Source organism: Azospirillum sp. BE72 (genome assembly GCF_031455875.1).
Classification (GTDB): Bacteria; Pseudomonadota; Alphaproteobacteria; order Azospirillales; family Azospirillaceae; genus Azospirillum.
In genome coordinates this window covers 211,512-237,737 of sequence record NZ_JAVDTO010000006.1, presented here as the reverse complement: position 1 = coordinate 237,737, position 26,226 = coordinate 211,512, and the positions used below count along the sequence as shown (strand labels likewise).

The 26,226-nt window shown below is 67.1% G+C and carries 23 protein-coding genes and 1 pseudogene; 19 read left to right on the top strand and 5 right to left on the bottom strand.

Going from position 1 to position 26,226, the window contains the following annotated elements; genetic code table 11:
- Window positions 1–140: 140 nt before the first annotated feature.
- On the bottom strand, window positions 141–776 hold the full coding sequence (locus J2Y49_RS18455) for an SH3 domain-containing protein (protein ID WP_310116336.1): 636 nt from the start codon (window positions 774–776) through the stop codon (window positions 141–143).
- A gap of 258 nt (window positions 777–1,034) precedes the next feature.
- Here J2Y49_RS18455 and J2Y49_RS18450 point away from each other — a divergent pair, with 258 nt between their 5' ends.
- Together J2Y49_RS18450 and J2Y49_RS18445 are read left to right on the top strand one after the other, a co-directional pair.
- Window positions 1,035–1,970 (top strand): PDR/VanB family oxidoreductase, encoded by a 936-nt coding sequence (locus J2Y49_RS18450; protein ID WP_310116335.1) that lies wholly within the window; start codon window positions 1,035–1,037, stop codon window positions 1,968–1,970.
- 36 nt (window positions 1,971–2,006) lie between these two features.
- The gene (locus J2Y49_RS18445) at window positions 2,007–2,432 is read left to right on the top strand and encodes a PAS domain S-box protein (RefSeq protein WP_310116334.1); all 426 of its coding nucleotides are present in this window, start codon (window positions 2,007–2,009) and stop codon (window positions 2,430–2,432) included.
- A gap of 308 nt (window positions 2,433–2,740) precedes the next feature.
- Here J2Y49_RS18445 and J2Y49_RS18440 read toward each other — a convergent pair whose 3' ends face one another.
- Entirely contained in the window at window positions 2,741–3,283 is a 543-nt protein-coding gene (locus J2Y49_RS18440; protein ID WP_310116333.1) for a hypothetical protein, read from the bottom strand.
- A 202-nt stretch (window positions 3,284–3,485) separates the two neighbouring features.
- Between J2Y49_RS18440 and J2Y49_RS18435 the strand changes: the two genes are divergently transcribed.
- From J2Y49_RS18435 to J2Y49_RS18405, 7 genes are all read left to right on the top strand, one after another.
- Window positions 3,486–4,439, top strand: coding sequence for a LysR substrate-binding domain-containing protein (locus tag J2Y49_RS18435; protein ID WP_310116332.1), 954 nt, complete (start codon window positions 3,486–3,488; stop codon window positions 4,437–4,439).
- A 159-nt stretch (window positions 4,440–4,598) separates the two neighbouring features.
- Window positions 4,599–5,636 (top strand): TRAP transporter substrate-binding protein DctP, encoded by a 1,038-nt coding sequence (dctP, locus tag J2Y49_RS18430; RefSeq protein WP_310116331.1) that lies wholly within the window; start codon window positions 4,599–4,601, stop codon window positions 5,634–5,636.
- Between the two features lie 14 nt (window positions 5,637–5,650).
- Entirely contained in the window at window positions 5,651–6,226 is a 576-nt protein-coding gene (locus tag J2Y49_RS18425; protein WP_310116330.1) for a TRAP transporter small permease, read from the top strand.
- Entirely contained in the window at window positions 6,226–7,509 is a 1,284-nt protein-coding gene (locus tag J2Y49_RS18420; RefSeq protein WP_310116329.1) for a TRAP transporter large permease subunit, read from the top strand. The genes J2Y49_RS18425 and J2Y49_RS18420 overlap by 1 nt, the downstream gene beginning before the upstream one ends.
- Before the next feature lie 107 nt (window positions 7,510–7,616).
- Window positions 7,617–8,564: a hydroxymethylglutaryl-CoA lyase gene (locus tag J2Y49_RS18415; RefSeq protein ID WP_310116328.1), complete on the top strand. Its 948-nt coding sequence runs from the start codon at window positions 7,617–7,619 to the stop codon at window positions 8,562–8,564.
- Window positions 8,557–9,795: a CaiB/BaiF CoA-transferase family protein gene (locus J2Y49_RS18410; protein ID WP_310116327.1), complete on the top strand. Its 1,239-nt coding sequence runs from the start codon at window positions 8,557–8,559 to the stop codon at window positions 9,793–9,795. Before J2Y49_RS18415 ends, J2Y49_RS18410 begins: the two co-directional genes overlap by 8 nt.
- A gap of 25 nt (window positions 9,796–9,820) precedes the next feature.
- The gene (locus J2Y49_RS18405) at window positions 9,821–10,405 is read left to right on the top strand and encodes a gamma carbonic anhydrase family protein (protein WP_310116326.1); all 585 of its coding nucleotides are present in this window, start codon (window positions 9,821–9,823) and stop codon (window positions 10,403–10,405) included.
- 47 nt (window positions 10,406–10,452) lie between these two features.
- Here J2Y49_RS18405 and J2Y49_RS18400 read toward each other — a convergent pair whose 3' ends face one another.
- The 3 genes from J2Y49_RS18400 to J2Y49_RS18390 form a co-directional block, all read right to left on the bottom strand.
- Entirely contained in the window at window positions 10,453–11,214 is a 762-nt protein-coding gene (locus J2Y49_RS18400) for an ABC transporter permease (protein ID WP_310116325.1), read from the bottom strand.
- Window positions 11,211–12,110, bottom strand: coding sequence for an ABC transporter ATP-binding protein (locus J2Y49_RS18395; protein WP_310116324.1), 900 nt, complete (start codon window positions 12,108–12,110; stop codon window positions 11,211–11,213). Before J2Y49_RS18395 ends, J2Y49_RS18400 begins: the two co-directional genes overlap by 4 nt.
- Before the next feature lie 171 nt (window positions 12,111–12,281).
- Window positions 12,282–13,358, bottom strand: a complete 1,077-nt coding sequence (locus tag J2Y49_RS18390) for a LacI family DNA-binding transcriptional regulator (protein WP_310116323.1) — start codon at window positions 13,356–13,358, stop codon at window positions 12,282–12,284.
- 155 nt (window positions 13,359–13,513) lie between these two features.
- Between J2Y49_RS18390 and J2Y49_RS18385 the strand changes: the two genes are divergently transcribed.
- The 10 genes and pseudogenes from J2Y49_RS18385 (at window position 13,514) to J2Y49_RS18345 (ending at window position 26,214) form a co-directional block, all read left to right on the top strand.
- Window positions 13,514–14,554, top strand: coding sequence for a TRAP transporter substrate-binding protein (locus J2Y49_RS18385; RefSeq protein ID WP_310116322.1), 1,041 nt, complete (start codon window positions 13,514–13,516; stop codon window positions 14,552–14,554).
- 51 nt (window positions 14,555–14,605) lie between these two features.
- Complete coding sequence (locus J2Y49_RS18380; RefSeq protein WP_310116321.1) at window positions 14,606–16,504, top strand: TRAP transporter large permease subunit; 1,899 nt, start codon at window positions 14,606–14,608, stop codon at window positions 16,502–16,504.
- A 44-nt stretch (window positions 16,505–16,548) separates the two neighbouring features.
- The gene (locus J2Y49_RS18375) at window positions 16,549–17,088 is read left to right on the top strand and encodes a VOC family protein (protein ID WP_310116320.1); all 540 of its coding nucleotides are present in this window, start codon (window positions 16,549–16,551) and stop codon (window positions 17,086–17,088) included.
- Window positions 17,089–17,267: 179 nt separating this feature from the next.
- On the top strand, window positions 17,268–18,548 hold the full coding sequence (locus tag J2Y49_RS18370) for a ribulose-bisphosphate carboxylase large subunit family protein (RefSeq protein WP_310116319.1): 1,281 nt from the start codon (window positions 17,268–17,270) through the stop codon (window positions 18,546–18,548).
- A gap of 5 nt (window positions 18,549–18,553) precedes the next feature.
- Entirely contained in the window at window positions 18,554–19,870 is a 1,317-nt protein-coding gene (locus tag J2Y49_RS18365; RefSeq protein WP_310116318.1) for a four-carbon acid sugar kinase family protein, read from the top strand.
- 203 nt (window positions 19,871–20,073) lie between these two features.
- Window positions 20,074–20,265 (top strand): annotated as a pseudogene (locus tag J2Y49_RS32430) (hypothetical protein); the annotation flags it as partial.
- Between the two features lie 69 nt (window positions 20,266–20,334).
- Window positions 20,335–21,729, top strand: coding sequence for a diguanylate cyclase domain-containing protein (locus tag J2Y49_RS18360; RefSeq protein ID WP_310116317.1), 1,395 nt, complete (start codon window positions 20,335–20,337; stop codon window positions 21,727–21,729).
- A 274-nt stretch (window positions 21,730–22,003) separates the two neighbouring features.
- Window positions 22,004–22,885: a formate/nitrite transporter family protein gene (locus J2Y49_RS18355; protein WP_194913489.1), complete on the top strand. Its 882-nt coding sequence runs from the start codon at window positions 22,004–22,006 to the stop codon at window positions 22,883–22,885.
- A 190-nt stretch (window positions 22,886–23,075) separates the two neighbouring features.
- Window positions 23,076–24,353, top strand: coding sequence for a phosphopyruvate hydratase (eno, locus tag J2Y49_RS18350; protein ID WP_310116316.1), 1,278 nt, complete (start codon window positions 23,076–23,078; stop codon window positions 24,351–24,353).
- A gap of 418 nt (window positions 24,354–24,771) precedes the next feature.
- On the top strand, window positions 24,772–26,214 hold the full coding sequence (locus J2Y49_RS18345) for a bifunctional enoyl-CoA hydratase/phosphate acetyltransferase (RefSeq protein ID WP_310116315.1): 1,443 nt from the start codon (window positions 24,772–24,774) through the stop codon (window positions 26,212–26,214).
- The last annotated feature ends 12 nt before the right edge of the window (window positions 26,215–26,226 follow it).

Genomic DNA, 26,226 nt, shown 5'->3' with positions numbered 1-26,226 from the left:
TGCCGAAGAAGGCCAACCACACCGCCAAGCCTAAGCCTGACCCAATGACATTCCTACTTTGCGCCAACCACTGACACTTCTAACCGGGCGCAACATGGCGGGGGCAGCGGTCGAGCCCAGTCGAGCGCTGCCCCCTCTCGTCACCGTGCCGGGTTCAACATCGGGCCGGTCAGCTCGGGGCCGTTCGCGGCGTCCGCGATGGTGATGGCGGTTGGGCCCTGGGAACCCAGCGTCATCGTCACCGGGCGGCCATTGTTGTAGTTCTTCCACATCTGGTACAGGGCCAGCGCCGCGAACATCTTGCCGTCACGGCCGGTGTTGTACATCCATTCCTGGGTCGGCACGACGCGCAGGGTGCCGTTGCCGGACTGCTCCACCTTTTCGGCGAAACGGTAGCCAAGCTTGTCGCTGATGTTTGCGACCAGTCCGTCGAAGCCCGGCGAAAGCCGTCCGAAGCCGGCCTGCGCCGGAGCCGTATCGCCGCCGCCCAGCGTGCTGGCTGAGTTCCGCTTGACGAGATCGGCGAACAGCCAGCCCTCCTCCCCGGTGCGCAACACCCGGACGCCCAGCCAACTGCCTTCCCGCCTCAACTCGACGACCTCGTCCCCGCGCGCGATGGTGGAGCGAACCGCTGCGTCGTCGGAAGGGCCGGCGCGCAGGTTCACCTTCTCCCCCACCACCGCATGAACATCGCCCGATGCGGCCAACGCGGCAACCATCGGCGTTCCCGCCAAGCCGACTGCCGCAACCAGGACCATCATCATTTTCCGTGACATGACCGCTCCTCCCGCTGGGGTGCCGGTGCGCACCGTTTTGCCAACAACGCTCGGCAATGGGTGGATGATCCATGAACGGTTCTCCAGGATTTCCACTTGACCTGAAGTTAACTTGAGGTTTTAGGCTCGTCGTCTGGGATCTGGCATGCCAAGCTTCATAACGATCCTGGCCGATAAACCTCTGAGGCAGGTAAGACGATGAGCAGTGTTCAACTGGAAACGCCGGGGTGCTCGCCCCCGACAAAACGGACGTTGCGCGTGCACCGCCTGGAAAGGGTTGCACCGCAAGTCCTGCTGGTCGAACTGCGCGATCCCGATGGCGAATTGCTGCCGCCGGCGGAACCGGGCGCCCACATCGACGTCCATCTGCCGGACGGGGCGGTGCGGTCCTATTCATTGTGCGGCGATCCGGCGGACAGGCACGCCTACGGCATCGCCGTCCTGAACGTGCCGGGCGGACGGGGATCGCGCTTCATCCACGGGGAACTGGAGCCGGGAACCGACCTCACCATCGCCCTGCCCCGCAACAATTTCCGCTTCGACGAAGCGCCGCGCTATCTGTTCATCGCCGGGGGCATCGGCATCACCCCGATGTTGCCGATGATCCGCGCGGCGGCGCGCCGGCAAGCCGACTGGGTTCTTCACTATTGCGTGCGCAGCGCAGCCACGGCGCCGTTCCTCCCGGAACTCCATGCATTGGCTGCTACCCATGGGGCTGGGAACCGGGTCGTGGTCCATGCTGCCGACGAAGGCAGGAAACTGACGGTGGATGCGCTGCTCGCGGAGACGCCCGACGATGTCCTGGTCTATTGCTGCGGTCCGCAGCGGCTGATGGAGGCTGTCGCCGCCGCCGCCCGGCCGACGCACGACGTGCGCTTCGAGTGGTTCGCGCCGCGCACGGAGCCTGTCCGTGGCGATGCGTCGGATGACAGCTTCGAGGTGGTCTGCGCCCGCTCCGGCGTGACCGTCACCGTGGCGGCGGGGACCAGCATTCTGGAAGCGCTCGATGCCGCGGGCGTAGCGGTCGACTCGTCCTGCGAACAGGGCATCTGCGGCACCTGCGAGACGGCAGTGCTGGAGGGTGAACCCGACCACCGCGACAGCGTGCTGTCCGACGCCGAACGCGCTGCCGGCAAGACGATGATGCTGTGCGTGTCGCGTGCCCGAAGCGCAAGATTGGTGTTGGATATCTGATATCCGACAGTTCACAACAAGACATTGGGAGGAATGATGACCGAGGAACACCTGCAGCGGCTCGGACTGGCGCTGTTGAACAGCCCGGCGGAGGCCATCGTCTATTCCGATCGGGAGGGCCTGATCCGGTTCTGGAACGAGGGGGCGGAGCGTGTGTTCGGCTTCACTGCCGAGGAGGCGCTCGGCCAGTCGCTGGACATCATCATCCCCGAACGCCAGCGCCAACGCCATTGGGAGGGCTATGACGAGGTGATGCGGACGGGCGTGAGCCGCTATGGCAGCGGCGATCTGCTGTCGGTGCCGGCGTTACGCAAGGACGGCAGCCGCATCTCCGTCGAGTTCACCATCGTACCCCTGAAGGACGCGGACGGGGCGATGATGGGAATGGCGTCGGTCATGCGCGACGTATCGGCCCGCTTCGACGAGTTGAAGACCCTGCGGCGGCAGGCGGCCGGACGCTGAAAAAGGCCCTGCCCTGCCCTACGCCCCGCTGATGAAGATGCGGCGGCATGACGCCGCCGGTGACCCGGTCAGCGCCTGTTCCAACCTGCCGGTCAGCTTGGGTGAAAAGAAGACGGTGGACGCCGCGGAATGGTCCGGCACATTCTCGGCCGCGATGACGACTCTTCGGTGCCGCGGAACACCGCCCCCCGGTCGGGGAATCGGGCCGTCGCCTGATCGGGAAGGGAGAACAGAGTCACCGGTGCCGTTCCTTGCCCATTTCATCAACGGCGTAGGAGGAATGGTCCAACCAGAGGATTGCCACAGCGTCACAGCACCATCAGGAGGGCCGGGACACCAGCCAGCACGGCGCCCTGGGTGCCGCCCCACACCGTGCTCTCCTCGGCCAGCAAGCCGCCGACGTTGCGGATATGGACGATTGCGCAATAGAGGGATGGAACGAGGGCGGTCAGCGAAAGCCACAGCACCCAGTCCGGGGCACCCCCGATCACGACCGCCGGCGCCAGCATCAGCATCGTCCGGCCGATGCCGGAGAGACCGTCGGCGATCAGTCCGGGCCATCCCCGCGCCGGTCGGCCGGTGCGGCAGGGCATCAGAAGCAGCCCGCTGATCATCGCGGCCGCGGTGGCCCCACCGATCAACAGCGCCGTCTGCATCGGCAGAAGGAGCGACCAGGGAGCGGTGGTGAGCAAGGTGGCCGGCAATCCCCAGAGCAGCAGGCGCATCCACATGTTCGGCTGCCGGTAGACCGTACCGAGAAACAAGCCTCCCAGCACACAGCTGGCGACAGTGAGCAGTCCGGCTGTGATCAGCAGGTAGTCGATCAGAAACTGTTCGGTCAGCATCACCATCGAAGCGCTCTCCGTCTGTGCGGACCAGTCACAGTGGTGGGCGGCTGCAAGCCGCGTCAACCGAAATGCGGCGCTTCAGTCATGAACGGCCCACGATTGCTGGCAGGCCGAGTATCCGCTCTATATAGGATTGCATCCCCCGTGTCGGACCTGACCTGCCAATCCGGCGCATCTCTGCCGGGCAACCCTGGGACAAGCCCGAATGTCGACCAAACTGGACTTTCGCCGCCTCCGCTATTTCGTCGCCGTCTGCGAGCTGGGCAGCTTTTCCAAGGCCAGCGAGTTTCTGAACGTCGCCCAGTCGGCGATCAGCCAGCATGTGGCGACGCTGGAGGAGGATCTGGGCGTCCAGCTTCTGGTGCGTCAGCCGCGCGGCGTCAGCCGGACGGAAGCGGGGGAGCGCCTCCACGCCCATGCCAGGGGCGTTCTGCATGCGCTGGAGCAGGCGGAACTGGACGTGCTGTCGCTGGCGCGGGCGGTGGTGGGGCCTGTGATGGTCGGCTTCAACTACACCGCGATGGAGGCCATCGGCCTGCCCTTCATCCGCCGGGTGGCCTCCACCCTGACCGAGGTGAAGCTCCGCGTCATCGAAGCGCACAGCGAGATCATGCACCAGTGGATGCTGTCCGGTCAGGCCGACATCGCCCTGACCCTGGTGCCTCCCAATGACGACCGGCTGGAAGGCGTGCCGCTGCTGGACGAGGAGCTGGTCTGCCTCGGCACCCGCGCGATGCTTGGCGATGGGGGGCCCATCGATCTGGCCGACGCGCTGCGCCTGCCGCTGATCATGCCCGGCCGCACCGCCGTGCTGCAGGCACTGGCCAGCGACGCCGAGGTGCGCAACGCCATCGCCGCGAAGGTCTATATGGAGATCGAATCGGCCATCCCGCTGAAGCGGGCGGTCAGCGCCGGGCTGGGCGTGACCATCCAGTCGGCGGCGCTGGCCGGTGACGAGATCGCCCGCGGCGAACTGGTGGCGCGGCCGGTGGTGAACCCGACGATGGGACGCACCTTGTACCTGGTGTCCTCGCGCATCAAGACCGCGTCCCGCGCGGTGATGGAGGCGCGGCGGCTGATGGTCGACGTGGTGCACGAGGCGCAGGCGAGCGGCCGCTGGCCCGGCCGGCTGCGCGATACCCATCTCGAAACCAGATAGCTCGGTTCTTTTCTTTGTATTTTACGACCCTGCCTCTCCGTGGTGGTCTGTTTCGCAGGCAAACAATCTGAAGGCCCGCAGTTGAATGGGCCCGGTTTCCGGCCCCGGCTTCTCCGCCGCCGGAATGCCGCAACGAACCACCAGAGGGAGGTGCAGGACATGACGCCCACCAAGACGTCCAGCCACTATCTTTTCCATGCGAAGCCGATGCTGGCGCTGCTCGCCGCCGCTTCGGCCACGGCACTGACGGTGTTGCCGACGGATGCGGAGGCGGCGACGCGGATGCGCTGCAGCCATCAGCTGCCGCCGGCCCACCATATCTCCAAGGTGGTCGAGCGCTGGGCGGCGGAGGTGAAGACCCTGTCGGACGGCAATCTGGACGTCCAGGTGTTCGGCTCCGACAGCCTGATCAAGGCCAACGAGAACATCCTGGCCGTCGCCAAGGGCGACATCGAATGCGCCTTCTCGCTGAATTTCCAGTGGGGCAAGACCCTGCCGCTGATGAACGTCACGGTCGGCCCCTACACCATGTCCTCGATCGAGGCGTGGAAGAAATGGCCGGATTCCGAAGCCGCCGCCTTCCTTGAGGAACGCCTGCTGAAGAAGGGCGTGAAGAACATCGCCTGGATGTTCCAGACCAACACCAGCGTCTTCACCTCCAAGGGCAAGCCGCTGCTCAAGCCGGAGGATTTCCAGGGACTGAAGATGCGCGGCCTCGGCCCGGCCTTCGACCGCGGGCTCAAGGCGATGGGCGCCACCCCGGTGGCGATCCCCGGCAGCGAGGTCTATCAGGCGCTGGCGACTGGCGTCATCGACTCCGCCATCACCGACGTCGCCGCCGCCTGGTCGCGCAAGTACTACGAGGTGCAGGACCACATGACCGTGGTGCCGGTGCTGGCCGCCTATCTGCACGGCTACGTCAATCCCGGCTGGTACAACAAGCTGACCGACAAGGACAAGGCCGCCCTGAAGAAGGCCGGCGACCTTGCCGCCGGCTGGGCGATCGAAGCCTCGCAGGAGGCCGCGGCCAGCGCCCCGGCGGACCTGGAATCGAAGGGCGTCAAGGTGCACATCGCGACCCCGGAGGAGAATGCCGCCTTCAAGGCCGCCATGGCTCCGGCGTTCGCCGAGGGGTTCGCCGACGAAACCGGCGCCGACGGCCGCAAGCTTCTGGAACTCGTCAATAAACTCCAGTGAAGAGGGGACCGGCCATGAGCAGCATGTCCACCCCCGACACCGCCACGCCGGCAAGCGGCAGGAGCGCGTCCCGCGGCGCCCTGCGCCTGCTGACCGGCGCCGCGTCGGTCCTGTCGCGCATCGGCGGCGCGCTCAGCATCCTGCTGATCGTCGTCGTGCTGGCCCTGACCACCGCCGGTGTATTCGCCCGCTATGTCGTGGGTCAGCCCCTGGAGGGTGTGGACGAGGCCTGCGGCTTCATGGTCGTCGCCATGGTGATGGCCGGCGCGGCCGAGGCGCTGCGCACCGGCCATCATATCCGCATCGATCTGATCATGGGCTTCGTCGGTCCGCGCGGCCGGCGCTGGCTGGATGCCTGGTCCAATCTGGCGGTGCTGGTCGTCGCCGTGCTGCTGGCCCGCACCGGCTGGCACACCGCCATGTTCTCCTATGACTTCGACGCCTTCTCGCCGGGCCAACTGGAACTGCCGATGTGGATCCCGCAGGCCACGCTTCCCATCGGCGCCGCCCTGCTGGGGATCGTCGCCTTCGCCAAGCTGCTCGCCGCTCTGGCCGGCGACGGGACGGATGAGACGAGGGGAGGCCACTGATGACGTTCCTGATCCTGGGCCTGCTGCTGCTCCTGCTGTTCAGCGGCATGCCGATCTTCGCGGCACTTTCCTTCACCTCGCTCGGCGTGCTGGTCCTGTTCGAGGGCAGTATCGACAGCATGGCCGACGCGGTGTTCTCCAGCCTGAACAACCCGCTGCTCGCCACCATCCCGATGTTCGCCCTGATGGCGCATATCATGATCAAGGCCAAGGTGGTCGACGACCTCTATGAAATGTCGAACACGCTGGTCGGGCACATCAAGGGCGGGCTCAGCTTCGCCACCATCCTGTCCTGCACCATCTTCTCGACCATTTCCGGCTCGTCGGTGGCGACCGCGCTGACCATCGGCTCGATCTCCATCCCGCAGATGAAGCGCTACGGCTACCGCCAGCGCGACACCTATGGGCTGATCGCCGCCGGCGGCACGCTGGGCATCCTGATCCCGCCGTCGGGGCCGATGATCCTCTACGCCATCGTCACCGACGCGTCCATCGGCGCCCTGTTCCTGGCCGGGATCATTCCGGGCCTGATGATGGCGGTTCTGTTCGCCGGCTACAGCTGGCTGCAAGCCAAGCGGCAGGACAGCGTGCAGTCGCAGCCCTGGGCCGGCTTCGGCGCCGTCGCCTCCGCCTTCCGCAAGTCGATCTGGGCGGTTCTGATGCCGCCGCTGATCCTGGGCGGCATCTATCTCGGCGTCTTCACGCCGGGCGAGGCCGCGGCGGTCGGCGCGGTCTATGCGCTGGCGGTGGCGCTGCTGGTCTACCGCAACGTGTCCTTCGCCGACCTTCTGGATTGCGGCGTGCAGACGATGCGGACCAGCGCCATGCTGTTCATGATCATCGCCGCCGCCGGCATGTTCGGCCATGCCATCACCATCATCCGCCTGCCGGCCCAGATCATGGAGACGGTGACGGCGCTGGGTCTGTCGCAGGGCGGCTTCATCCTGGCGGTGATGTTCGCGATCTTCATCCTGGGCATGTTCCTGGAAACCATCGCCATCATCCTGATCACCACCCCCATCATCCTGCCGGTGATGACCGCGCTGGGCATCGACCCGATCTGGTACGGCGTGATGCTGATGATCAACCTGGAACTTGCTCTGATCACTCCGCCGGTCGGCATGAACCTGTTCGTCATCAAGGGCATCACGACATCGTCCCTGGCCGAGGTCACGCGCGGCGCCCTGCCCTATGTGCTGCTGATGATGGCGGGCCTGTTCGTGACCTGGCTGATCCCGTCGCTGTCGCTCTGGCTGCCGCAAGCCGCAGGCTTCGGAATCTGATCGCGGGCTTCGGCATCTGACCGCACTTTAAAACCGTTCCGGCCTTTCCCTTCCCGTTTCCACCGGATGCGCAACCTCCCGGCGCATCCGGACGGAGGACCCTTGCCATGACGAAAGATTCCGTGACCATCGTCGAGGTCGGCCTGCGCGACGGGCTCCAGATTCTCGACCGCGTGGTGCCCACCGCCGACAAGCTGCGCTGGCTGGAGGCCGAACACCGTGCCGGCGTCCGCCGCTTCGAAGCCGCCTCCTTCGTTCCGCCCAGGCTGCTGCCCCAGATGGCCGACGCGGCCGATGTGGTGGCCGGCGCCCGTGCGTTGCCCGGCATCGTCGTCCACACGCTGGCCCCCAACCTGAAGGGCGCCACGGCGGCGCTCGCCGCCGGTTCCGACGTCATCGTCCTGCCGCTGTCTGCCAGCGAGGCGCACAGCCGCGCCAACATCCGAAAAACCCGAGAGGAGTCGGTGGAGGAGTTGGCTCGCGTCTGCCGCGCCCGCGATGAAGGCGGATACAAGACCCGCATCGACGCCGGCATCTCGACCGCCTTCGGCTGCACCATCCAGGGCGAGGTGCCGGAAAACGAGGTGGTCCGGTTGTGCGAATCCTGCCTGGAGGCCGGGGCCGACCGCGTCGCGCTGGCCGATACTGTCGGTTACGCAAATCCGGCGCAGGTCCGCCGCCTTTACAAGCGGGTCAAGGACATTGCCGGCGACCGGCTGCAGGGCGCCCATTTCCACAACACCCGCGGCCTCGGCCTCGCCAACTGCCTCGCCGTGCTGGACATCGGCATCCGCGAGTTCGACGCCTCGCTCGGCGGGCTCGGCGGCTGCCCGCATGCCCCCGGCGCCAGCGGCAACGTTGCGACGGAGGATCTGGTCTTCATGCTGGAGTCGATGGGCTTCGACACCGGCATCGACCTGGACGCGCTGATCGAGGCGCAACGCCTGCTCGCCACCCTTCTTCCCGGCCAGCCGCTGCACGGCAAGATCGCCGCCGTCGGCCTGCCCAAGCATTTCGACCGAAGCCATTTCCACCGGAGTCCCGTCCATGCCTGACAGCAATACCACCCTCCCGCTATCCGGCATCCGCGTCGTCGAATTCTCCCACATGGTGATGGGGCCGACCTGCGGCATGATCCTCGGCGATCTCGGCGCCGACGTGATCAAGGTGGAACCGGTGACCGGCGACAAGACCCGCGCCCTGCCGGGGGCCGCCGCCGGCTTCTTCCGCACCTTCAACCGCAACAAGAAGTCGCTGGCCGTCGACCTGAACAGCCCCGACGGACTGGCCGCCGTCCACAAGCTGGTCGACACCGCCGACGTGGTGCTGGAGAATTTCCGGCCGGGCCTGATGGCGCGCTACGGCCTTGATTACGCCAGCCTGGCCGCGCGCAATCCGCGCATCATCAACCTGTCGCTGAAGGGCTTCCTGCCCGGCCCCTACGAGAAGCGCACCGCGCTGGACGAGGTGGTGCAGATGATGGCCGGGCTCGCCTACATGACCGGCCCCACCGGCCGGCCGCTCCGCGCCGGCAGCTCGGTCAACGACATCATGGGCGGCATGTTCGGTGTGATCGGCATCATGGCGGCGCTGCGCACCCGCGAGGCCACCGGCCGCGGCCAGGACATCCAATCCGGCCTGTATGAGACCTGCGTCCTTCTGTCGGCCCAGCACATGCAGCAGTTCGCCGTGACCGGCGAAGCCCCGCCCCCCTTTCCCGAGCGGATCGCCGCCTTCAGCATCTACGACACCTTCGAGGTGAAGGACGGCGAGCAGATCTTCCTGGGCGCGGTCAGCGACGTGCAATGGCGGACCTTCTGCACCGCCTTCGGCTTCGACGATCTGTTGGCCGATCCCAGGCTGGACGGCAACACCAAGCGCTGCCTCGCCCGTGACTGGATGCTGCCGGAGATCCGCCGCCGCCTCGCCGCCTACAGCAAGGCCGAGATCTCCGAGCTGTTCGAGCGCAACGGCCTGCCCTACGCCCCGATCAACCGGCCGGAGGAGCTGTTCGACGATCCCCACCTGAACCAGAGCGGCGGCCTCGCCTCCATCACCACCGAAACCGGCGGAGAGACGCGCGTGCCGCTGCTGCCGCTGACGCTGGACGGGCAGCGGCTGGGCCCGCGCATGGCGCTGCCGCCGGTGGGCGCGCAGAGCGCGGCGCTGCTGGCCGAACTGGGCTATACTCCGGCGGAGATCGACCGGCTGCTTGCCGCCGGGGTGGTGGCCGATCCGGCCGAAGGACCGAAGGTGGAGGCGGGAGAGGAACGGCTAGCCTCCTGACCGGCATGAAAAATGGAAAGAAGCAATGACCTCCGAGAGCGCAGCCGAAACGGCTTTTGAGACGGGCGAGGCCCTGCTGGCCCGCCATCCCGGCGCCATCATCCAGCCTTTCAAGGGGGTGTGGCCGCGCATCGCCGCCGACGCCTACATCGCCCCCGGCGCGGTGGTGGTGGGCGACGTCACCATCGGCGCCGAGGCCAGCGTCTGGTACGGCTGCGTCCTGCGCGGCGACGACCACAGCATCACGGTCGGGCCGCGCACCAACATCCAGGACGGCACCATCATCCACGTCATGCTGAACGAATATCCCACCGTCATCGGCGCCGACGTGGTGATCGGCCATGGCGTGCGGATGCATGGCTGCACGCTGGCGGACGGCTGCCTGATCGGCATCGGCTCCATCGTGCTGGACGGGGCCGTCGTCGAAAGCGGCGCCATGCTGGCCGCCGGCGCCGTCCTGACCCCGCGCAAGCGCATCCCCGCCCGCCAGCTCTGGGCCGGCAGCCCGGCCAAGCATCTGCGCGACGTCACCGACGCGGAGGTCGAGTTCATCGCCTTCGACGTCCGGCACTATGCCGGGCTCGCGCGGACCGCCTTGGGTCGCGGATGAGGCGCTTGCGGCCAAAGCGGCAATCGCCTCACCCCTGAATCGAGCCCTCAGTTCTTCAGCTTGTAGCCCGTGCGGAAGATCCACCAGACAATGGCGAGGCAGATCGCCATCATCAGCGCGACCATGACGAGGCTCAGCGCAACGGGCACGTCGGCGGCGCCGTAGAAGCTCCAGCGGAAGCCGCTGACCAGATAGACGACCGGGTTGAACAGGGTGACATTCTGCCAGAAGGGCGGCAGCATGCTGATCGAATAGAAGCTGCCGCCCAGGAAGGCCAGCGGCGTGACGATCAGCATCGGCACGATCTGCAGCTTTTCCCAGCCATCGGCCCAGATGCCCAGGATGAAGCCCAGCAGGCTGAAGGTCACCGACGTCATCACCAGGAAGGCCACCATCCAGAACGGGTGGGCGATGGAGAAATCCACGAACAGCCTTGCGGTCAGCAGAATCAGCGTGCCGAGGATGACGGACTTGGTCGCCGCCGCCCCGACATAGCCGATCACCGTCTCGAAGGCGGAGACGGGGGCCGACAACAGTTCGTAGATCGTGCCGGAATAGCGCGGCATGTAGATGCCGAAGGACGCGTTCGACACGCTTTCCGTCAACACCGACATCATGACGAGTCCGGGGACGAGGAAGGCGCCGTAGCTGACGCCCTCCACCGACGCGAAGCGTCCGCCGATCGCCGCCCCGAAGACGATGAAGTACAGCGAGGTGGAGATCACCGGCCCGGCGATGCTCTGGAACAGCGTGCGCCAGGTGCGGGCCAGCTCGAAGACGTAGATGGCCTTGATCGCATGCAGGTTCATGCCCGCTCCTTCACGAGGCTGACGAAGATCTCCTCCAGGGAGCTCTCCTCGGTGCGCAGGTTCGTATAGTTGATGCCGTGGTCGCCCAGCTTGCGCAGCAGTCCGGCGATGCCGGTGCGTTCGCCTTGCGTGTCGAAGCTGTAGACCAGTTCCCGCCCATCGGCCGACAGGGTAAGCGGATAGCCGGCGAATTCGGGCGGAATGGACTCAAGCGGGGACAGCAGTTGCAAGGTCAGCAGACGCTTGCCCAGCTTTTCCATCAGCGCGGCCTTTTCCTCCACCAGGATGATCCGCCCGCCGGAGATCACGCCGATGCTGTCGGCCATCTCCTCGGCCTCTTCGATGTAATGGGTGGTCAGGATGATGGTGACGCCGCTGTCGCGTAGGCGCCCGATCATCTCCCACATGCCGCGGCGAAGCTCCACATCGACGCCGGCGGTCGGCTCGTCCAGGAACAGGACGCGCGGCTCGTGCGACAGCGCCTTGGCGATCAGCACGCGCCGCTTCATGCCGCCGGACAGCGCCATGACCTTGGTGTCCTTCTTGTCCCACAGGGACAAATCCTTCAGGATCCTCTCGATCACCGCCGGGTCGGGCGGCTTGCCGAACAGGCCGCGGCTGAAGCTGACCGTCGCCCAGACGCTTTCGAACGACTCGGTCGTCAGTTCCTGCGGGACGAGGCCGATCAGGGACCGCGCGGCGCGCCAGTCGCGCATGATGTCGTGGCCGTCCACCGTCACGCTGCCGGCGGTGCCCCGGACGATGCCGCAGACGATGCTGATCAGCGTCGTCTTGCCGGCGCCGTTCGGCCCCAGCAGCGCGAAGATCTCGCCGCGGCGAATGTCGAGATCGACGCCCTTCAGGGCCTGGAAGCCGGATGCGTAGGTCTTTTCCAACCCACGAATCTGAATAATTGGCTGCATATCTCCCCTCGGCTTGCGGATGCGCCGGGTGCGGGCGCCATTGGAGCGGGCGCCAGCATAGCGTCTGTGGCATCATGCCGCACCCGCGTTGCCGGTAACCCCCCGTATGCGGTAGGCGCGCGACACGGCCATTCCATTCGGCCGTCACTCGTCCGGCAGCATGCCCTGCGGCAGGTTCTCGCGGAAGATCACCTCGCCCCGCGGCGTCTCCACCCCCTGCATCGCCGGCCGCCCCGCCCGCAGGTTGGTAAAGATCGCCACGCAGGCCGACAGCGTGTTGCGCGGGTCCTGGGTGATGACTGCGTCCAGCGTGCCGTCGATCAGCAGGCCGCGCGTCTCGTTGGTCAGGCCGTGGCCGATGCAGACCATCTCCCGCTCCCGCCGGGTCTCTTTCAGCGCGCGGGCGACGCCCTCCGCCCCGCCGCCGATGTTGTAGACGCCGGCAAGGTCGGGGTGCAGCCCCAGCAGCATGCGGGTCTGGCGGTAGCTCTTGCCCTCGTCGTCATGGCCCTCGCGCAGGCCGACCACCTCGATGTCGGGGGCGATCTCCTTCAGGACATGCAGGAACCCCATCTCGCGGTCCTCATGAGCGCGGTAGCTGAGGCTGCCGGCGATCATCGCTACCTTCGCCGGCCGCTTGCCCAGGAATCGAGCGATCAGGTAGCCGGCCGTCCGCCCCGCCGCCCGGTTGTCCAGCCCGACATAGCCGGCCCGGCGGCAGTTCAAGATGTCGGAGATCAGCGTCACCGCCGGCACGTTGCGCTCCGCCAGCGCGTCCACCGCCTCGCGCACCGCCGGATGCTCCAGCGCCATGAAGGCGACGCCGTCGGCCTTGCGGCCATGCTGGAACAGGCTGCGGGCCAGCAGTTCCGGATTGAAGCTCTTGATGAACTCGACCTGCGCCTTCACCCCATGCGGGGCCAGCATGGCGTCGGCCCGCCGGATCATCTCGCCCAGCCCGGTCAGGAAGCGGTTGTTTCCGGCCGGCAGCAGGAAGGACAGCCGCATCGGCTTCTGCACCGCTGCCGCATGCAGTTCGGATTCCGGCAGATAGTCCAGCTCCGCCGCGGCCTTCAGCACCCGCTGCACCGTGGCGGCGCGTACGCCCGGCCGGTGGTTCAGAACGCGGTCGACCGTTGCGGTCGACACGCCTGCGGCCTGCGCGATGTCAACCACCCGCGGCAGTCCGCGCTGGAATCCCTTGGTGTCCGCATCATCCATCGGCGAAACCATCAAAAACCATCATCATTCGCGTTTGACACTTGTCGGCCCTGGACCTACCGTCCACCCAACAATCATCAATTGACATCAGATCACATCAGAAACGCAAGGCCGGAAGCAGCAATGTCGGCCGGAACCTTATGGGAGGATCGAACATGACCAGTCTGACCCGCCGCACCATGCTGAAGGCCTTCGCCACCGCCCCCGCGGCCCTCCCTGCCATTGGTGCCGCCGGTGCCGTCATCGGCATGCCGCACATCGCGCGCGCCGCCGAGTTCGAACTGAAATACGGCAACAACCTGCCGCTGACCCATCCGCTGAACGTCCGCGCCCATGAGGCGGCGGAGCGCATCGCCAAGGAGTCGAACGGCCGGGTCGAGGTCAGGATTTTCCCCAACAACCAGCTCGGTGGCGATACCGACATGCTGAGCCAGGTGCGCAGCGGCGGCCTGACCTTCTTCACGCCGTCGGCCCTGGTGATCGCCACGCTGGTTCCGGTCGCCGCCATCAACGCGGTCGGCTTCGCCTTCTCCGACTACGATCAGGTGTGGAAGGCGATGGACGGCAAGCTGGGCGCCCATGTCCGCAACGCCATCTCCAAGGTCGGCCTCCACGCCTTCGAAAAGATGTGGGACAACGGCTTCCGCCAGATGACCAGCGGCGACAAGGCCATCGGCTCGGCCGCCGACATGGGCGGCCTGAAGATCCGCGTTCCGGTCAGCCCGCTCAGCATCGCCATGTTCAAGGGCCTGGGCGCCGCCCCCACCAGCCTGCAGTTCAGCGAGGTCTATTCCTCGCTGCAGACCCGGATCGTCGACGCGCAGGAGAACCCGCTGCCGATCATCCAGGTCGCCAAGCTGTACGAGGTGCAGAAATACTGCTCCCTGTCGAACCACATCTGGGACGGCTTCTGGTTCATCGCCAACGGCCGCGCCTGGAAGGGCCTGCCGCCGGACATGCAGACCGTCGTCGCCAACGCCATCAACGACGCCGGCATGGCCCAGCGCGGCGACATCAAGGCGCTGAACCAGTCGGTGAAGACCGATCTGGAATCGAAGGGGCTGGCCTTCAACCAGCCGTCGCCCGACAGCTTCCGCGCCAAGCTGCGCGAGTCCGGCTTCTACGGCGAATGGAAGGGCCGTTTCGGGGATGAGGCCTGGGGCCTGCTGGAGGAAGCGGTCGGCAAGCTTGCCTGATCCGCCACCCCTGCCCTCTCCGGTCCTCCCATCATGAAGGAACCCCCCACCATGTCCCACCTGTCCGAACCGATCCACGGCTTTGCGGAAACACCCGGCAGTTTAGGCACCGGCGGTGCCTCTTCGCTGCTCCGCAAGATCGACCATGGCCTGTCGGTCGGGGTGGAGATGGCGGCGGGGCTTCTGGTGCTGGTCGAGATCGTCGTCCTGCTGGCCGGCGTCGTCGCCCGCTACCTGTTCCACACCCCGCTGGTCTGGTCGGATGAACTGGCCTCGATCCTGTTCCTCTGGCTGTCGATGCTGGGCGCCGTGGTGGCGTTGCGCCGGGGCGAGCATATGCGGATGACCGGTCTGGTCAGCCGCGTCGGCCCGCAGACGCGCAGCCTGCTGGAATGCATCGCCATCACCGCCCCAATCGCCTTCCTGGCGCTGGTGCTCTACCACGCGGTCGATTACGCGATCGAGGAACAGTTCATCACCACCCCGGCGATGGAGGTGTCCAACGCCTGGCGTGCCTCGGCCCTGCCGGTCGGGCTGGGGCTGATGCTGGTGGCGGCGCTGTTCCGCCTGCTGCGGGTCGCCCGGCCGCTGACCGTCCTGGCGGCGGCGCTGGTGACGGGCGCCATCGTCGCCGGCTTCTGGGTCGCCGGTCCGGTGCTGAAGCCGCTGGGACAGTTGAACCTCATCATCTTCTTCGTCGGGCTGGTCGCCGCCAACGTCTTCGCCGGTGTGCCCATCGCCTTCTCCTTCGCGCTCGCCACCTTCGCCTATCTGGCGCTGACCACCTCCACGCCGCTGCTGGTGATGGTCGGACGGCTGGACGAGGGGATGAGCCACCTGATCCTGCTGGCGGTGCCGCTCTTCGTCTTCCTCGGCCTGCTGATCGAGATGACCGGCATGGCCCGCGCCATGATCCAGTTCCTGGCCAGCCTTCTGGGCCATGTCCGCGGCGGCCTGTCCTATGTGCTGATCGGCGCGATGTATCTGGTGTCGGGCATCTCCGGCTCGAAGATCGCCGACATGGCGGCCATCGCGCCCGTCCTGTTCCCGGAAATGAAGAAGCGCGGCGCCCCTCCGGGCGATCTGGTGGCGCTGCTGTCCGCCACCGGCGCGCAGACCGAGACCATTCCGCCCAGCATCGTGCTGATCACCATCGGCTCGGTCACCGGCGTGTCGATCGCCGCACTCTTCACCGGCGGCATGCTGCCGGGCGTTGTGCTGGGCGCCTGCCTGTGCTTCGTCGTCTGGCGGCGCTACCGGCATGAGGATCTGAGCCATGTCGAGCGCACTCCCGGCCGCGAGATCGCCCGGCTCGCCATGGTGGCGCTGCCCGCCATCCTGCTGCCCTTCGTCATCCGCGCCGCGGTGGTCGAGGGCATCGCGACGGCGACCGAGGTGTCGACCATCGGCATCGCCTATTCCACCGTCGTCGGACTGCTGATCTACCGCCAGTTCGACTGGGGCCGGCTGAAGCCGATGTTGATCGAAACGGCGTCGCTGACCGGGGCCATCATCTTCATCGTCGGCTGCGCCACCTCGATGGCCTGGGGCCTGACCCAGTCCGGCTTCTCGTCCGACCTCGCCCGTTTCATGGCCGGCATCCCCGGCGGCGCCTACGGCTTCCTCGCCATCTCCATCGTCGCCTTCATCATCCTGGGCAGCGTTCTTGAGGGCATCCCCGCCATCGTGCTGTTCGGCCCGCTGCTGTTCCCCATCGCCCGCGCGGCGGGGGTGCATGAGGTCCACTACGCGATGGTCGTCATCTTCGCCATGGGCATCGGCCTGTTCGCCCCGCCCTTCGGCGTCGGCTATTACGGTGCCTGCGCCATCAGCAAGGTGAACCCCGACGAAGGCCTGAAACACATCTGGGGCTATGTCGGCGCGCTGCTGGTCGGTTTGGTGATCGTCGCCGCCATCCCCTGGATTTCGACCGGTTTCCTGGCTCGCTGAAGCCGCCGGCCTTACTCGATCCCCCCTTATCCGGAGTTCCTTCTATGAGCCGATTCTTCGGCCAGATCCGTCAGGCTGGCTACGTCGTGCGCGACATCGAGGCTGCCATGGACTATTGGAGCCGCACGCTCGGCATCGGCCCCTGGTTCTACAACGAGCGGGTTCCGATCCGGAACTACACCTACCGCGGCGAATCCTATGAGGTTCACAACTCGGTGGCGCTAGCCAATTCCGGTCCGCTGCAGATGGAACTGATCCAGACCCGCAACGACGCGCCGTCGATGTACCGCGACTTCCTGCAGGCCGGGAACACGGGCCTGCAGCATGTCGCCTACTGGACCGAGGATTACGACGCCGACCTGGAGCGGCTGCTCGGCCAGGGCTTCAAGCCGGTGATGAGCGGCGAGGTCGGCGAGAAGGGCCGTTTCGTCTATTTCGACACCGAATACCACCCCGGCACGGTGATCGAGCTATCGGAGGTCGCCGGCCCGAAGGGCAGGATGTTCGACCTGATCCGCGAGGCGTCGACGGGCTGGGACGGGTCCGATCCGGTGCGGCCGTTCCCGGATTTGAGCAAGCTTTAAGGGGGCGTTTTGCCCCCGCGAAGTTAAACCCCCACCCTAACCCTCCCCCGCTGGGCGGAGGAGGGGACGAGTGCTGAAGCGGGAAAGCGGCGGCAGTCCCTCCCCCGCCCAGCGGGGGAGGTTAGGTGGGGGCATTCGTAAGCCACCGCCCCTCCATGCGACCGAACAAGGCCAAGCCCATGCACGCCGACCGCATCGAAGCCACATACCTGATCGAAACCCCCCTTGCCCCGGCCAAGGTGGCGGAGGTGATGGCGGGCGAGCAGTCCTGCGGCACCTTCACCCGCGTCCATGGCGAGACCGACGACCTGCGCGCCCGTGCCCGCGCCATCGTCGAATCGGTGGAGAAGCTCGACGCTGCGGAAGCCCCCGCCCTGCCGAATACATGGCTGGAGCGTCAGCGCACACCCGGCCCCTGGCAGCGCGCCCGCATCACCATCTCCTTCCCCACCGCCAACATCGGCGCCAACCTGCCTACGCTGGCCGCCACGGTCGCCGGCAACCTGTACGACCTGGGCGAGGTGACCGGCCTCCGGCTGGAATCCCTGCGCATTCCGCAGGCCTACCGCGCCCGGTTCGACCTGCCCCGCCACGGCGTCGCCGGCACGCGCCGGCTGACCGGGGTGCAGGACGGGCCGCTGGTCGGCTCCATCATCAAGCCGAATGTCGGGCTGTCGGCCGAGGAGACCGGCGAACTGGTCGGTACGCTGTGCGCCGCCGGGCTGGACTTCATCAAGGACGACGAGATCTGCGCCGACCCGGCCCATGCGCCGCTGGCCCGGCGCATCCCCGCGGTGATGGACCGGGTGCGCCGCCACCAGGACCGCACCGGCAAGCATGTGATGGTCGCCTTCAACATCACCGACGAGACCGACGCCATGCGCCGCCACGCCGATCTGGTGGAGCGCGAAGGCGGGTCCTGCATCATGGTCAGCCTGAACTGGTGCGGCTATTCGGCGGTCCAGACCCTGCGCCGGCACAGCGGGCTGGTGCTGCACGGCCACCGCAACGGCTTCGGCGCCCTGTCACGCCATCCGCTGCTGGGCATCGGCTTCGACGCTTATCAGGCGCTGTGGCGGCTGGCCGGCGTGGACCACATGCATGTCCACGGGCTGAACGGCAAATTCGCCCAACCGGACGCCGAGGTGATCGACGGCGCCCGTGCATGTCTGGCGCCGCTGGCGGCGGATGCATCCGATGCCGCCGACGCCGTCATGCCCGCCTTCTCCTCCGGCCAATGGGCCGGCACGGTTCCCGTCACCTGGGAGGCGGTGGGCAGGGCCGACCTGCTGTTCATGTCCGGCGGCGGCATCATGGCCCATCCCGACGGGCCGGCGGCCGGCGTGCTGAGTATCCGGCAAGCCTGGGACGCCGTCCGCGCCGGGCGCAGCCTCGACGAGGCGGCTTTGGAGCTGCCGGAGCTGCGCCGGGCGCTGGACTTCTTCGGAAAGAAGGGCTGAACGGCATGCCGGCGATCCCGAAGCTCGGCTGGTACGGCGACGACTTCACCGGGGCGACCGACACGCTGGCCGCCCTGGCGAAGGCCGGGCGGCGGGCATTGCTGTTCCTCGACGTGCCGGACGTCGCCCGGCTGGGAGCCGCCCGGAAAGACGCCGGAGGCCCGCTCGACGCCGTCGGCATCGCCGGGGCGGCCCGCAGCATGCCACCCGACGCGATGCGGGCGGAGCTGGAGCCGGTCGGCGGCTTCTTCGCGGCTTTGGGCGTGCCGGTGATGCATTACAAATGCTGCTCCACCTTCGACAGTGCGCCCACCATCGGCAGCCTCGGGGAGGCGGTGCGCACCCTGGCCCCGCATTTTCCCAACCGCTTCCGCCCGGTCGTGGGCGGGCAGCCGAACATCGGGCGCTACTGCCTGTTCAGCACACTGTTCGCCGCGGCCGGTACCGGCGGCACGGTCCATCGCATCGACCGCCATCCGACCATGAGCGTCCACCCCGTCACCCCGATGGCGGAGGCCGACCTGCGCCGTCACCTCGCGGCACAGGGGATGGACGGGATGGCGGCGCTGCACTACCCGGATTACTGCCTGGACGACGCGGCGCTCGAAATCCGGTTGGAGCGGCTGCTGGCGGAACATCCATCGGCCCTGCTTCTGGACGTATCCCGCAGCACCGATCTTGCCGCCGTCGGCCGGCTGATCTGGAACCATGCCCTGCGCCAGCCGCTGCTGGCGGTGGGGCCGAGCAGCGTCGCCCAGGCCCTGACCGCCCATTGGGACGCCCAATCCCCGCCCGCAGTCATCGAAGAGACGCCTCTCGCCGCGGCGTCGGCCCCGGTCTTCCTGATGGCCGGCAGCCTGTCGCCGGTGACCCGCCGGCAGATCGAAGCGGCACACTCATATCGCCGCATCCAGGCCGATGCCGCCGCCCTGTGCGACGATCCCGCCTATGCCGAACGCCTGTTGGGAGAGGTCGCCGCATCCTTGCGCGACGGACGCCACACGCTGGTCTGGACCGCGCCGGCCGAGCCGGGAACCGCCGACACCACCCGCGCCGCCCGAGTCGCGGCGGTCACGGCGGCATTCGTCGCGGCGGTGCTGCGCGCCGTGCCCCTGCGCCGGGTCGGCATCGCCGGCGGCGACACGTCGAGTCTCGCGGTGCGGGCGCTCGGCTGCTGGGGGCTGTCCTACCGCTGCACCCTGGCACCCGGCGTCGCCGTAAGCCGCACCCATGCCGACGATCCCGCGGCGGACGGGCTGGAGTTGATGCTGAAGGGCGGCCAGATGGGCGGCGACGACCTGTTCGAACGGCTGCTTGGCTGATCCAACCCCGGTTGGACGGTCGGTCGGGGGGCACCGCTGTCAATCTTTCATTTCCTAAAGCGCAGCATAAAAGTGCTTAAGCGTCCAAATGAATTGCCCAACCTCTCCGCGCAATTCGGAGAGTTCGATGTGTTGCGTTCGTATGAAATTAACGTTTCGGTCTGATAAAATGCTTACAATTATCATCTTGGACGTACTCCAACATGGGCGCTGCAGCCTGCATCAACCATACGTCCGGCCAACATTGGTCAACGAATGATTTTGCAGCACTTACCCTGATCGCCGACCCGATATGGGTCGCCGATCTGCGGACCGGCCACGCCCTCTGGGCGAATGGCGCGGCCTGCACCCTTTGGGGATTGCGGTCGCCGAATGAACTCCCCTCGAATGCGGATTGCATCCTGCCGGAGGCGGTCCGGCAGCGGCTTCCCGAATACGCCCTGCTGCTTTCGAACGGCGCCAGCGTGAGCGAGCGCTGGAGCGTTGCGTCTGCGTCCGGCCCGGCCACCCTGTCCTGCGACTGCACCGGTATCCATCTGACCGACGGGCGGACGGCGATGCTCGTGCATGGCAGGCCGCGTCCGGCCGAAGGAGCGCCGCCCGCCGCGCTGCACCTGTCGCGGATGGTGGAACATCTGCCGATGGCGGCGGCCTATGTCGAGGACGAGCGGATCTTCATCAATCAGGCGGCGGAGCGGCTGACCGGCTACCGGCAGGAAGACCTGCCCAGCATGGACGCATGGTTCTCCGCGGCTTACCCCGGCCATGACCGTGAGATCCGCGGCCGCTACGACGCCGCACGGCTGGCCGAAGCGTCGGTCCTGACCGACCTTGAGATCACCGGCAAGAACGGCAACAGGCGCTGGATCCGCTTCTTCGCCTATCTGACCAGGGGCGGCGAGGTCTGGCTGATGGAGGATGTGACCGATCATCGCACCACGCTGGAGGCTCTGCACCACGAGCGTGCGGTTCTGCAAAGCCTGATCGATTCGATGCCGGACATCGTCTTCTTCAAGGACCGGGACGGTGTCTACCTCAACTACAACCTCGCAGCCCTCGATTATGTCGGCTGGCGGCCGAATCCCGACGACCGGCTGCGGGATGCCGATCTGGTCGACGCCGAAGCGGCGGAGCGTCGCCGGCAGGGGGATCTGCGCGCCATGGAACAGGGAATGGCGCGCAACGAGGAATGGTTCGTCTACCCCGACGGCCGGCAGCGGCTGATGGAAACCGTCAAGACCGTCTGCCGCGACCGCGAAGGGACCGTTCTCGGCGTCGTCGGCATTTCCCGCGACGTCACCGACCGGCGCGCCATGGAGGAAATGCTTCGGCGCAGCGAAGCGGAAAAGGACCATCTCGCCAACCACGATCCGCTGACCGGCCTGCCGAACCGCCGGCTGTTCTTCGCCCGCACCGAATCCGAACTTGAACGGTCGCGCCGCATCGGCCAGCCGCTGGCCTTGCTGTTCATCGATCTGGACGGCTTCAAGCCGGTGAACGACCGGCTGGGCCACGGCGCGGGCGACCAGGTACTGCGGGTGACGGCGGATCGGCTGTCGGGATGCCTGCGCGGCTCCGACCTTGTCGCACGCATCGGCGGTGACGAGTTCACCGTCCTGCTGGAGGGAATCGGCTCGCCCGCCGATGCGGAGCGGATCGCCGGCAAGCTGATCCGCGCCCTGTCGGCGGAGATCACGCTCGGCGGCGAGCGCGTGGCGGTCGGCGCCAGCATCGGCATCGCGCTGTACCCGCGGGATGCCGACGACGCCCAGTCCCTCGTGAAGGCGGCGGACAACGCGCTCTACCGTGCCAAGCATGCCGGGCGGGGCCGCTATGCCGTCTGCGATCCGCGGCGCTGAACCGCGCGCGCCTGCCGCCCTCCAGTCATGATGTAGCAACACTACAGAACCGCAACCGAAGCAAGTATCGGCCATTTTTCCTGGAAAACCCTTGTTTTCCAACCTGCCGCCTGTGTGCCCCCTGCGACCGAATTACCCAGGGGGCACGCTTGCACGGGCTGCCCCGACAGGAGTATGTAGTAAAGCTACAAGACGGGAGCGAAAACCGGCAGGGTCCGGAACCGCTTCCCGCCGACGGGCCTGCACCGATGCGCGGCAGCGAGGACATCGACCGATGAACATGGACAGCAAGGACGTGGGGGGCTGGAGCCAGCCCACTCCGCAGACTCTCGACGCACTGATGCCCGACGCCATCGCTCTCGCCGCCGAAAACCTCGGCGTCAAGAAGGCACATTACGACACCCCCACCCTGTTCGCCCTGGCCGTGCTGGCCGGCGCCTTCATCGCGCTGGGCGGCCTGTTCGCCACCGTCACCATGTCGGGGGCGGAAGGCATGATGCCCTACGGCGTGACGCGGCTGCTGGGCGGATTGGTCTTCTCCATGGGCCTGATCCTGGTGATCGTCGGCGGCGCGCAGCTGTTCACCGGCGACGCGCTGATGGTGATGGCCTGGGCAAGCGGCCGGCTGCATGCCCGCGAGATGATGCGGGTGTGGACCACGGTGTGGATCGGCAACTTCGTCGGCGCCGCCGGCACGGCGCTGCTGGTTTTCCTGTCGGGGCAATACACCTTTGGGCACGGCGCGGTCGGCGCATCGGCGCTGTATTTCGCGGTGGCCAAAAGCTCCCTGCCGACAAGCCAGGCCTTCTTCCTCGGCATCCTCTGCAACGTGCTGGTCTGCCTCGCCGTCTGGCTGGCATTGGGCGCGCGCAGCGTCGGCGACAAGATCCTGGCGATCACCTTCCCGGTCGCCGCCTTCGTCGCCGCCGGTTTCGAGCACTGCGTCGCCAACATGTACTTCGTCCCGCTCGGCCTACTGATCGAATGGGGTGCGCCGGACAGCTTCTGGGCCGACCTCGGCCGCTCCGCCCCCTCCATCCCGGTCGGCCATTATCTGGTCAACCTCGCCGCGGTCACCATCGGCAACTGGATCGGCGGTGCGGTCATGGTGGGTGCGGTCTACTGGTTCATCTACCGCCGCCCCAAGCTGCGCTGAGCGGCGGCGTAGCTCCTCTCCTCTTCCCCTTTCTCCAATCCGTCATCCCCGCGAAAGCGGGGATCCAGGCCGCCTCGCCGGCTTCCCTCCGCATGCCCTGGAGTCCCGCCTTCCGCGGGAATGACGGTCGAAATCAACGCGGCTATCGGCCCTACCGAACAACCCTTCAAGATACGGGACATCCCTTCCCATGAGCGCCATCACCGAAATCCGCGCCCGCGAAATCCTGGACAGCCGCGGCAACCCCACCGTCGAGGTCGACGTGACCCTCGAAACCGGTGCCTTCGGCCGCGCCGCTGTGCCGTCGGGCGCCTCCACCGGCGCCCATGAGGCCGTCGAACTGCGCGACGGCGACAAGTCCCGCTTCGGCGGCAAGGGCGTGCTGAGGGCCGTGCAGGCGGTCAACGGCGAACTCGCCAAGGCCCTGATCGGCATGGATGCCGCCGACCAGCGCGTGCTCGACATGACCATGATCGAGATCGACGGCACCGAGAACAAGGGCCGGCTCGGCGCCAACGCCATCCTGGGCGTGTCGCTGGCGGTCGCCCGCGCCGCAGCCGAGGATGCCGGCCTGCCGCTCTACCGCTATGTCGGCGGCGCCTTCGCCTCGCTGCTGCCGGTGCCGATGATGAACATCATCAACGGCGGCGCCCATGCCGACAACCCGATCGACATCCAGGAATTCATGATCATGCCGGTGGGTGCCGAAACCGGCGCCGACGCCATCCGCATGGGCTCCGAGATCTTCCAGTCGCTGAAGAAGAAGCTGAAGGACGCCGGCCACAACACCAATGTCGGCGACGAGGGCGGCTTCGCCCCCAACATCGGCTCCACCGACGAGGCGCTCGGCTTCGTCATGAAGGCCATCGAGGCCGCCGGCTACAAGCCGGGCGACGACGTCATGCTCGCCATCGACGCCGCCTCGACCGAATTCTTCAAGAACGGCAAGTACGAACTGGCCGGTGAAGGCAAGTCGCTGTCGCCGGAGCAGATGGTCGCCTACTGGTCCGATCTGGTCGGCCGCTTCCCGATCATCTCGATCGAGGATGGCATGGCCGAGGACGATTGGGAAGGCTGGAAGGCGCTGACCGACGCCATCGGCTCTAAGGTGCAGTTGGTCGGCGACGACCTGTTCGTCACCAACCCCAAGCGTCTGGCCCAGGGCATCCGCCAATGTGTCGCAAACTCGATCCTGGTGAAGGTCAACCAGATCGGCACCCTGTCGGAGACGCTGGAAGCGGTCGATATGGCGCACAAGGCCGGCTACTCCGCCGTGCTGTCGCACCGCTCTGGCGAGACCGAGGACAGCACCATCGCCGATCTGGCGGTCGCCACCAACTGCGGCCAGATCAAGACCGGCTCGCTGAGCCGTTCGGACCGCCTCGCCAAGTACAACCAGCTGATCCGCATCGAGGAGCAGCTGGGTGTCGCCGCCCGCTACGCCGGCCGCGGCATCCTGAAGGCTTGATTTCCAGAGATCCGGAGGCCCCCTGCCCCGCGACCGCCCCGCCCCGCTCTCTCCCGCCCCCGGAGAAGCGACAAGGATCGGAAGGGCCGCGCCCAAAGGGACTTCCAGGACGGGCGGCGAGCGTCGTTATCGCTGAGATTGCTCGCCCTTCTGCCCCCTTCCCCCGACTCTCTCCCCGGGGGAAGGGGGGTTCCCCGCCCAGCCGCACCACAGAACTGCGGCATAGTGTCAAGGGCCGGGGTTTTCCGTTGGTTCTATGTTGCAATGCACATTTAATATACTAATATATCTATGGTTCCCGCGCGGCGCAGAAAGCCGGCACAAGCCGGCAGCGGAACGTTTCCGATTTTCCAGGCGCCGCCCTGTCGAGCCTTAAAACGGGCCGCTCGATCGACCCGGTCAACCGGAGTGTTCAAAAATGCGTGCCAGTGGTGAAGCGTTCGGCAACGGCATCGGCGCCGTGGTCGAGAATGTGACCTTCGACGAGATTCAGATCGGCCAGACGGCCAGCCTTTCCCGCCAGCTGACGCTGATGGATGTGGAGTTGTTCGCGACCGTGTCGGGCAACATCAACCCGGCCCATCTGGACCCGAAATTCGCGGCCGACAGCCGCTTCCAGAAGGTGATCGGCCCGGGCATGTGGTCGGGCTCGCTGATCTCCGGCGTGCTCGGCACCTACCTGCCCGGCGCCGGGTCGCTCTATGCCGGCCAGAGCCTGCAGTTCCGCCGCCCGGTCGGCCTCGGCGATATCGTCACCGCCACCGTCACCGTCATCGAAAAGCGCCCGGCCAAGAACATCGTCGTCTTCGACTGCGTCTGCACCAACCAGGATGGCGAAGTCGTCGTACTGGGCACCGCCGAGGTCGTCGCCCCCACCCAGAAGGTCATCCGCCCGGCGCATGAGCTGCCGCAGATCCAGATGATCCGCCACGACAAGCACGACGCGCTGCTCGCCAAGTGCGACGAGCTGCCGCCGGTCGTCACCGCCGTGGCCTATCCCTGCGACGCCAGTTCCCTCCAGGGTGCGGTCGAGGCCGCCCAGGCCGGCCTGATCGAGCCGATCCTCGTCGGGCCGGAAGCCCTCATCCGCAAGGTCGCCGCGGCAGGCGGGCTCGACATCGCCCGCTACCGCATCGTCGACGCCGCCCACAGCCGCGCCGCCGCGGCAGCAGCCGTGGCGCTGGCCCGCACCGGCGAGGCAGAAGCGGTGATGAAGGGCAGCCTGCACACCGACGAGCTGATGGGCGAGGTGGTGAAGAAGGAGACCGGCCTGCGCACCGCCAGTCGGATCAGCCACGTCTTCCTGATGAATGTCCCGACTTACTCCAAGACGTTGCTGATCACCGACGCGGCGATCAACATCTATCCGACGCTGGAGGACAAGGTCCACATCGTCCAGAACGCCATCGACCTGGCCAAGGTTTTGGGCGTCGCCACCCCGCGCGTCGCCATCCTGTCGGCGGTCGAGACGATCAACCCGAAGATCAACACCACGCTGGAAGCTGCCGCCCTGTGCAAGATGGCCGACCGCGGCCAGATCACCGGCGGCATCCTGGATGGCCCGCTGGCCTTCGACAACGCCATTTCCGCCGAGGCCGCCCGCACGAAGGGCATCGTCTCCCCGGTCGCCGGACAGCCGGACATCCTGCTCGCTCCCGACCTGGAAGCCGGCAACATGCTGGTCAAGCAGCTGTCCTTCCTGGCCAACGCCGACCTCGCCGGCATCGTGCTGGGCGCCAAGGTGCCGGTCATCCTCACCAGCCGCGCCGACAATGTGCGGGCACGCCTCGCCTCCTGCGCCGTCGCCTCGCTGGTCGCCGCCGCTCAACGCCAGCCCAAGCTCGCGCTGGCCGCCGAATAGGACGCTTTCGTC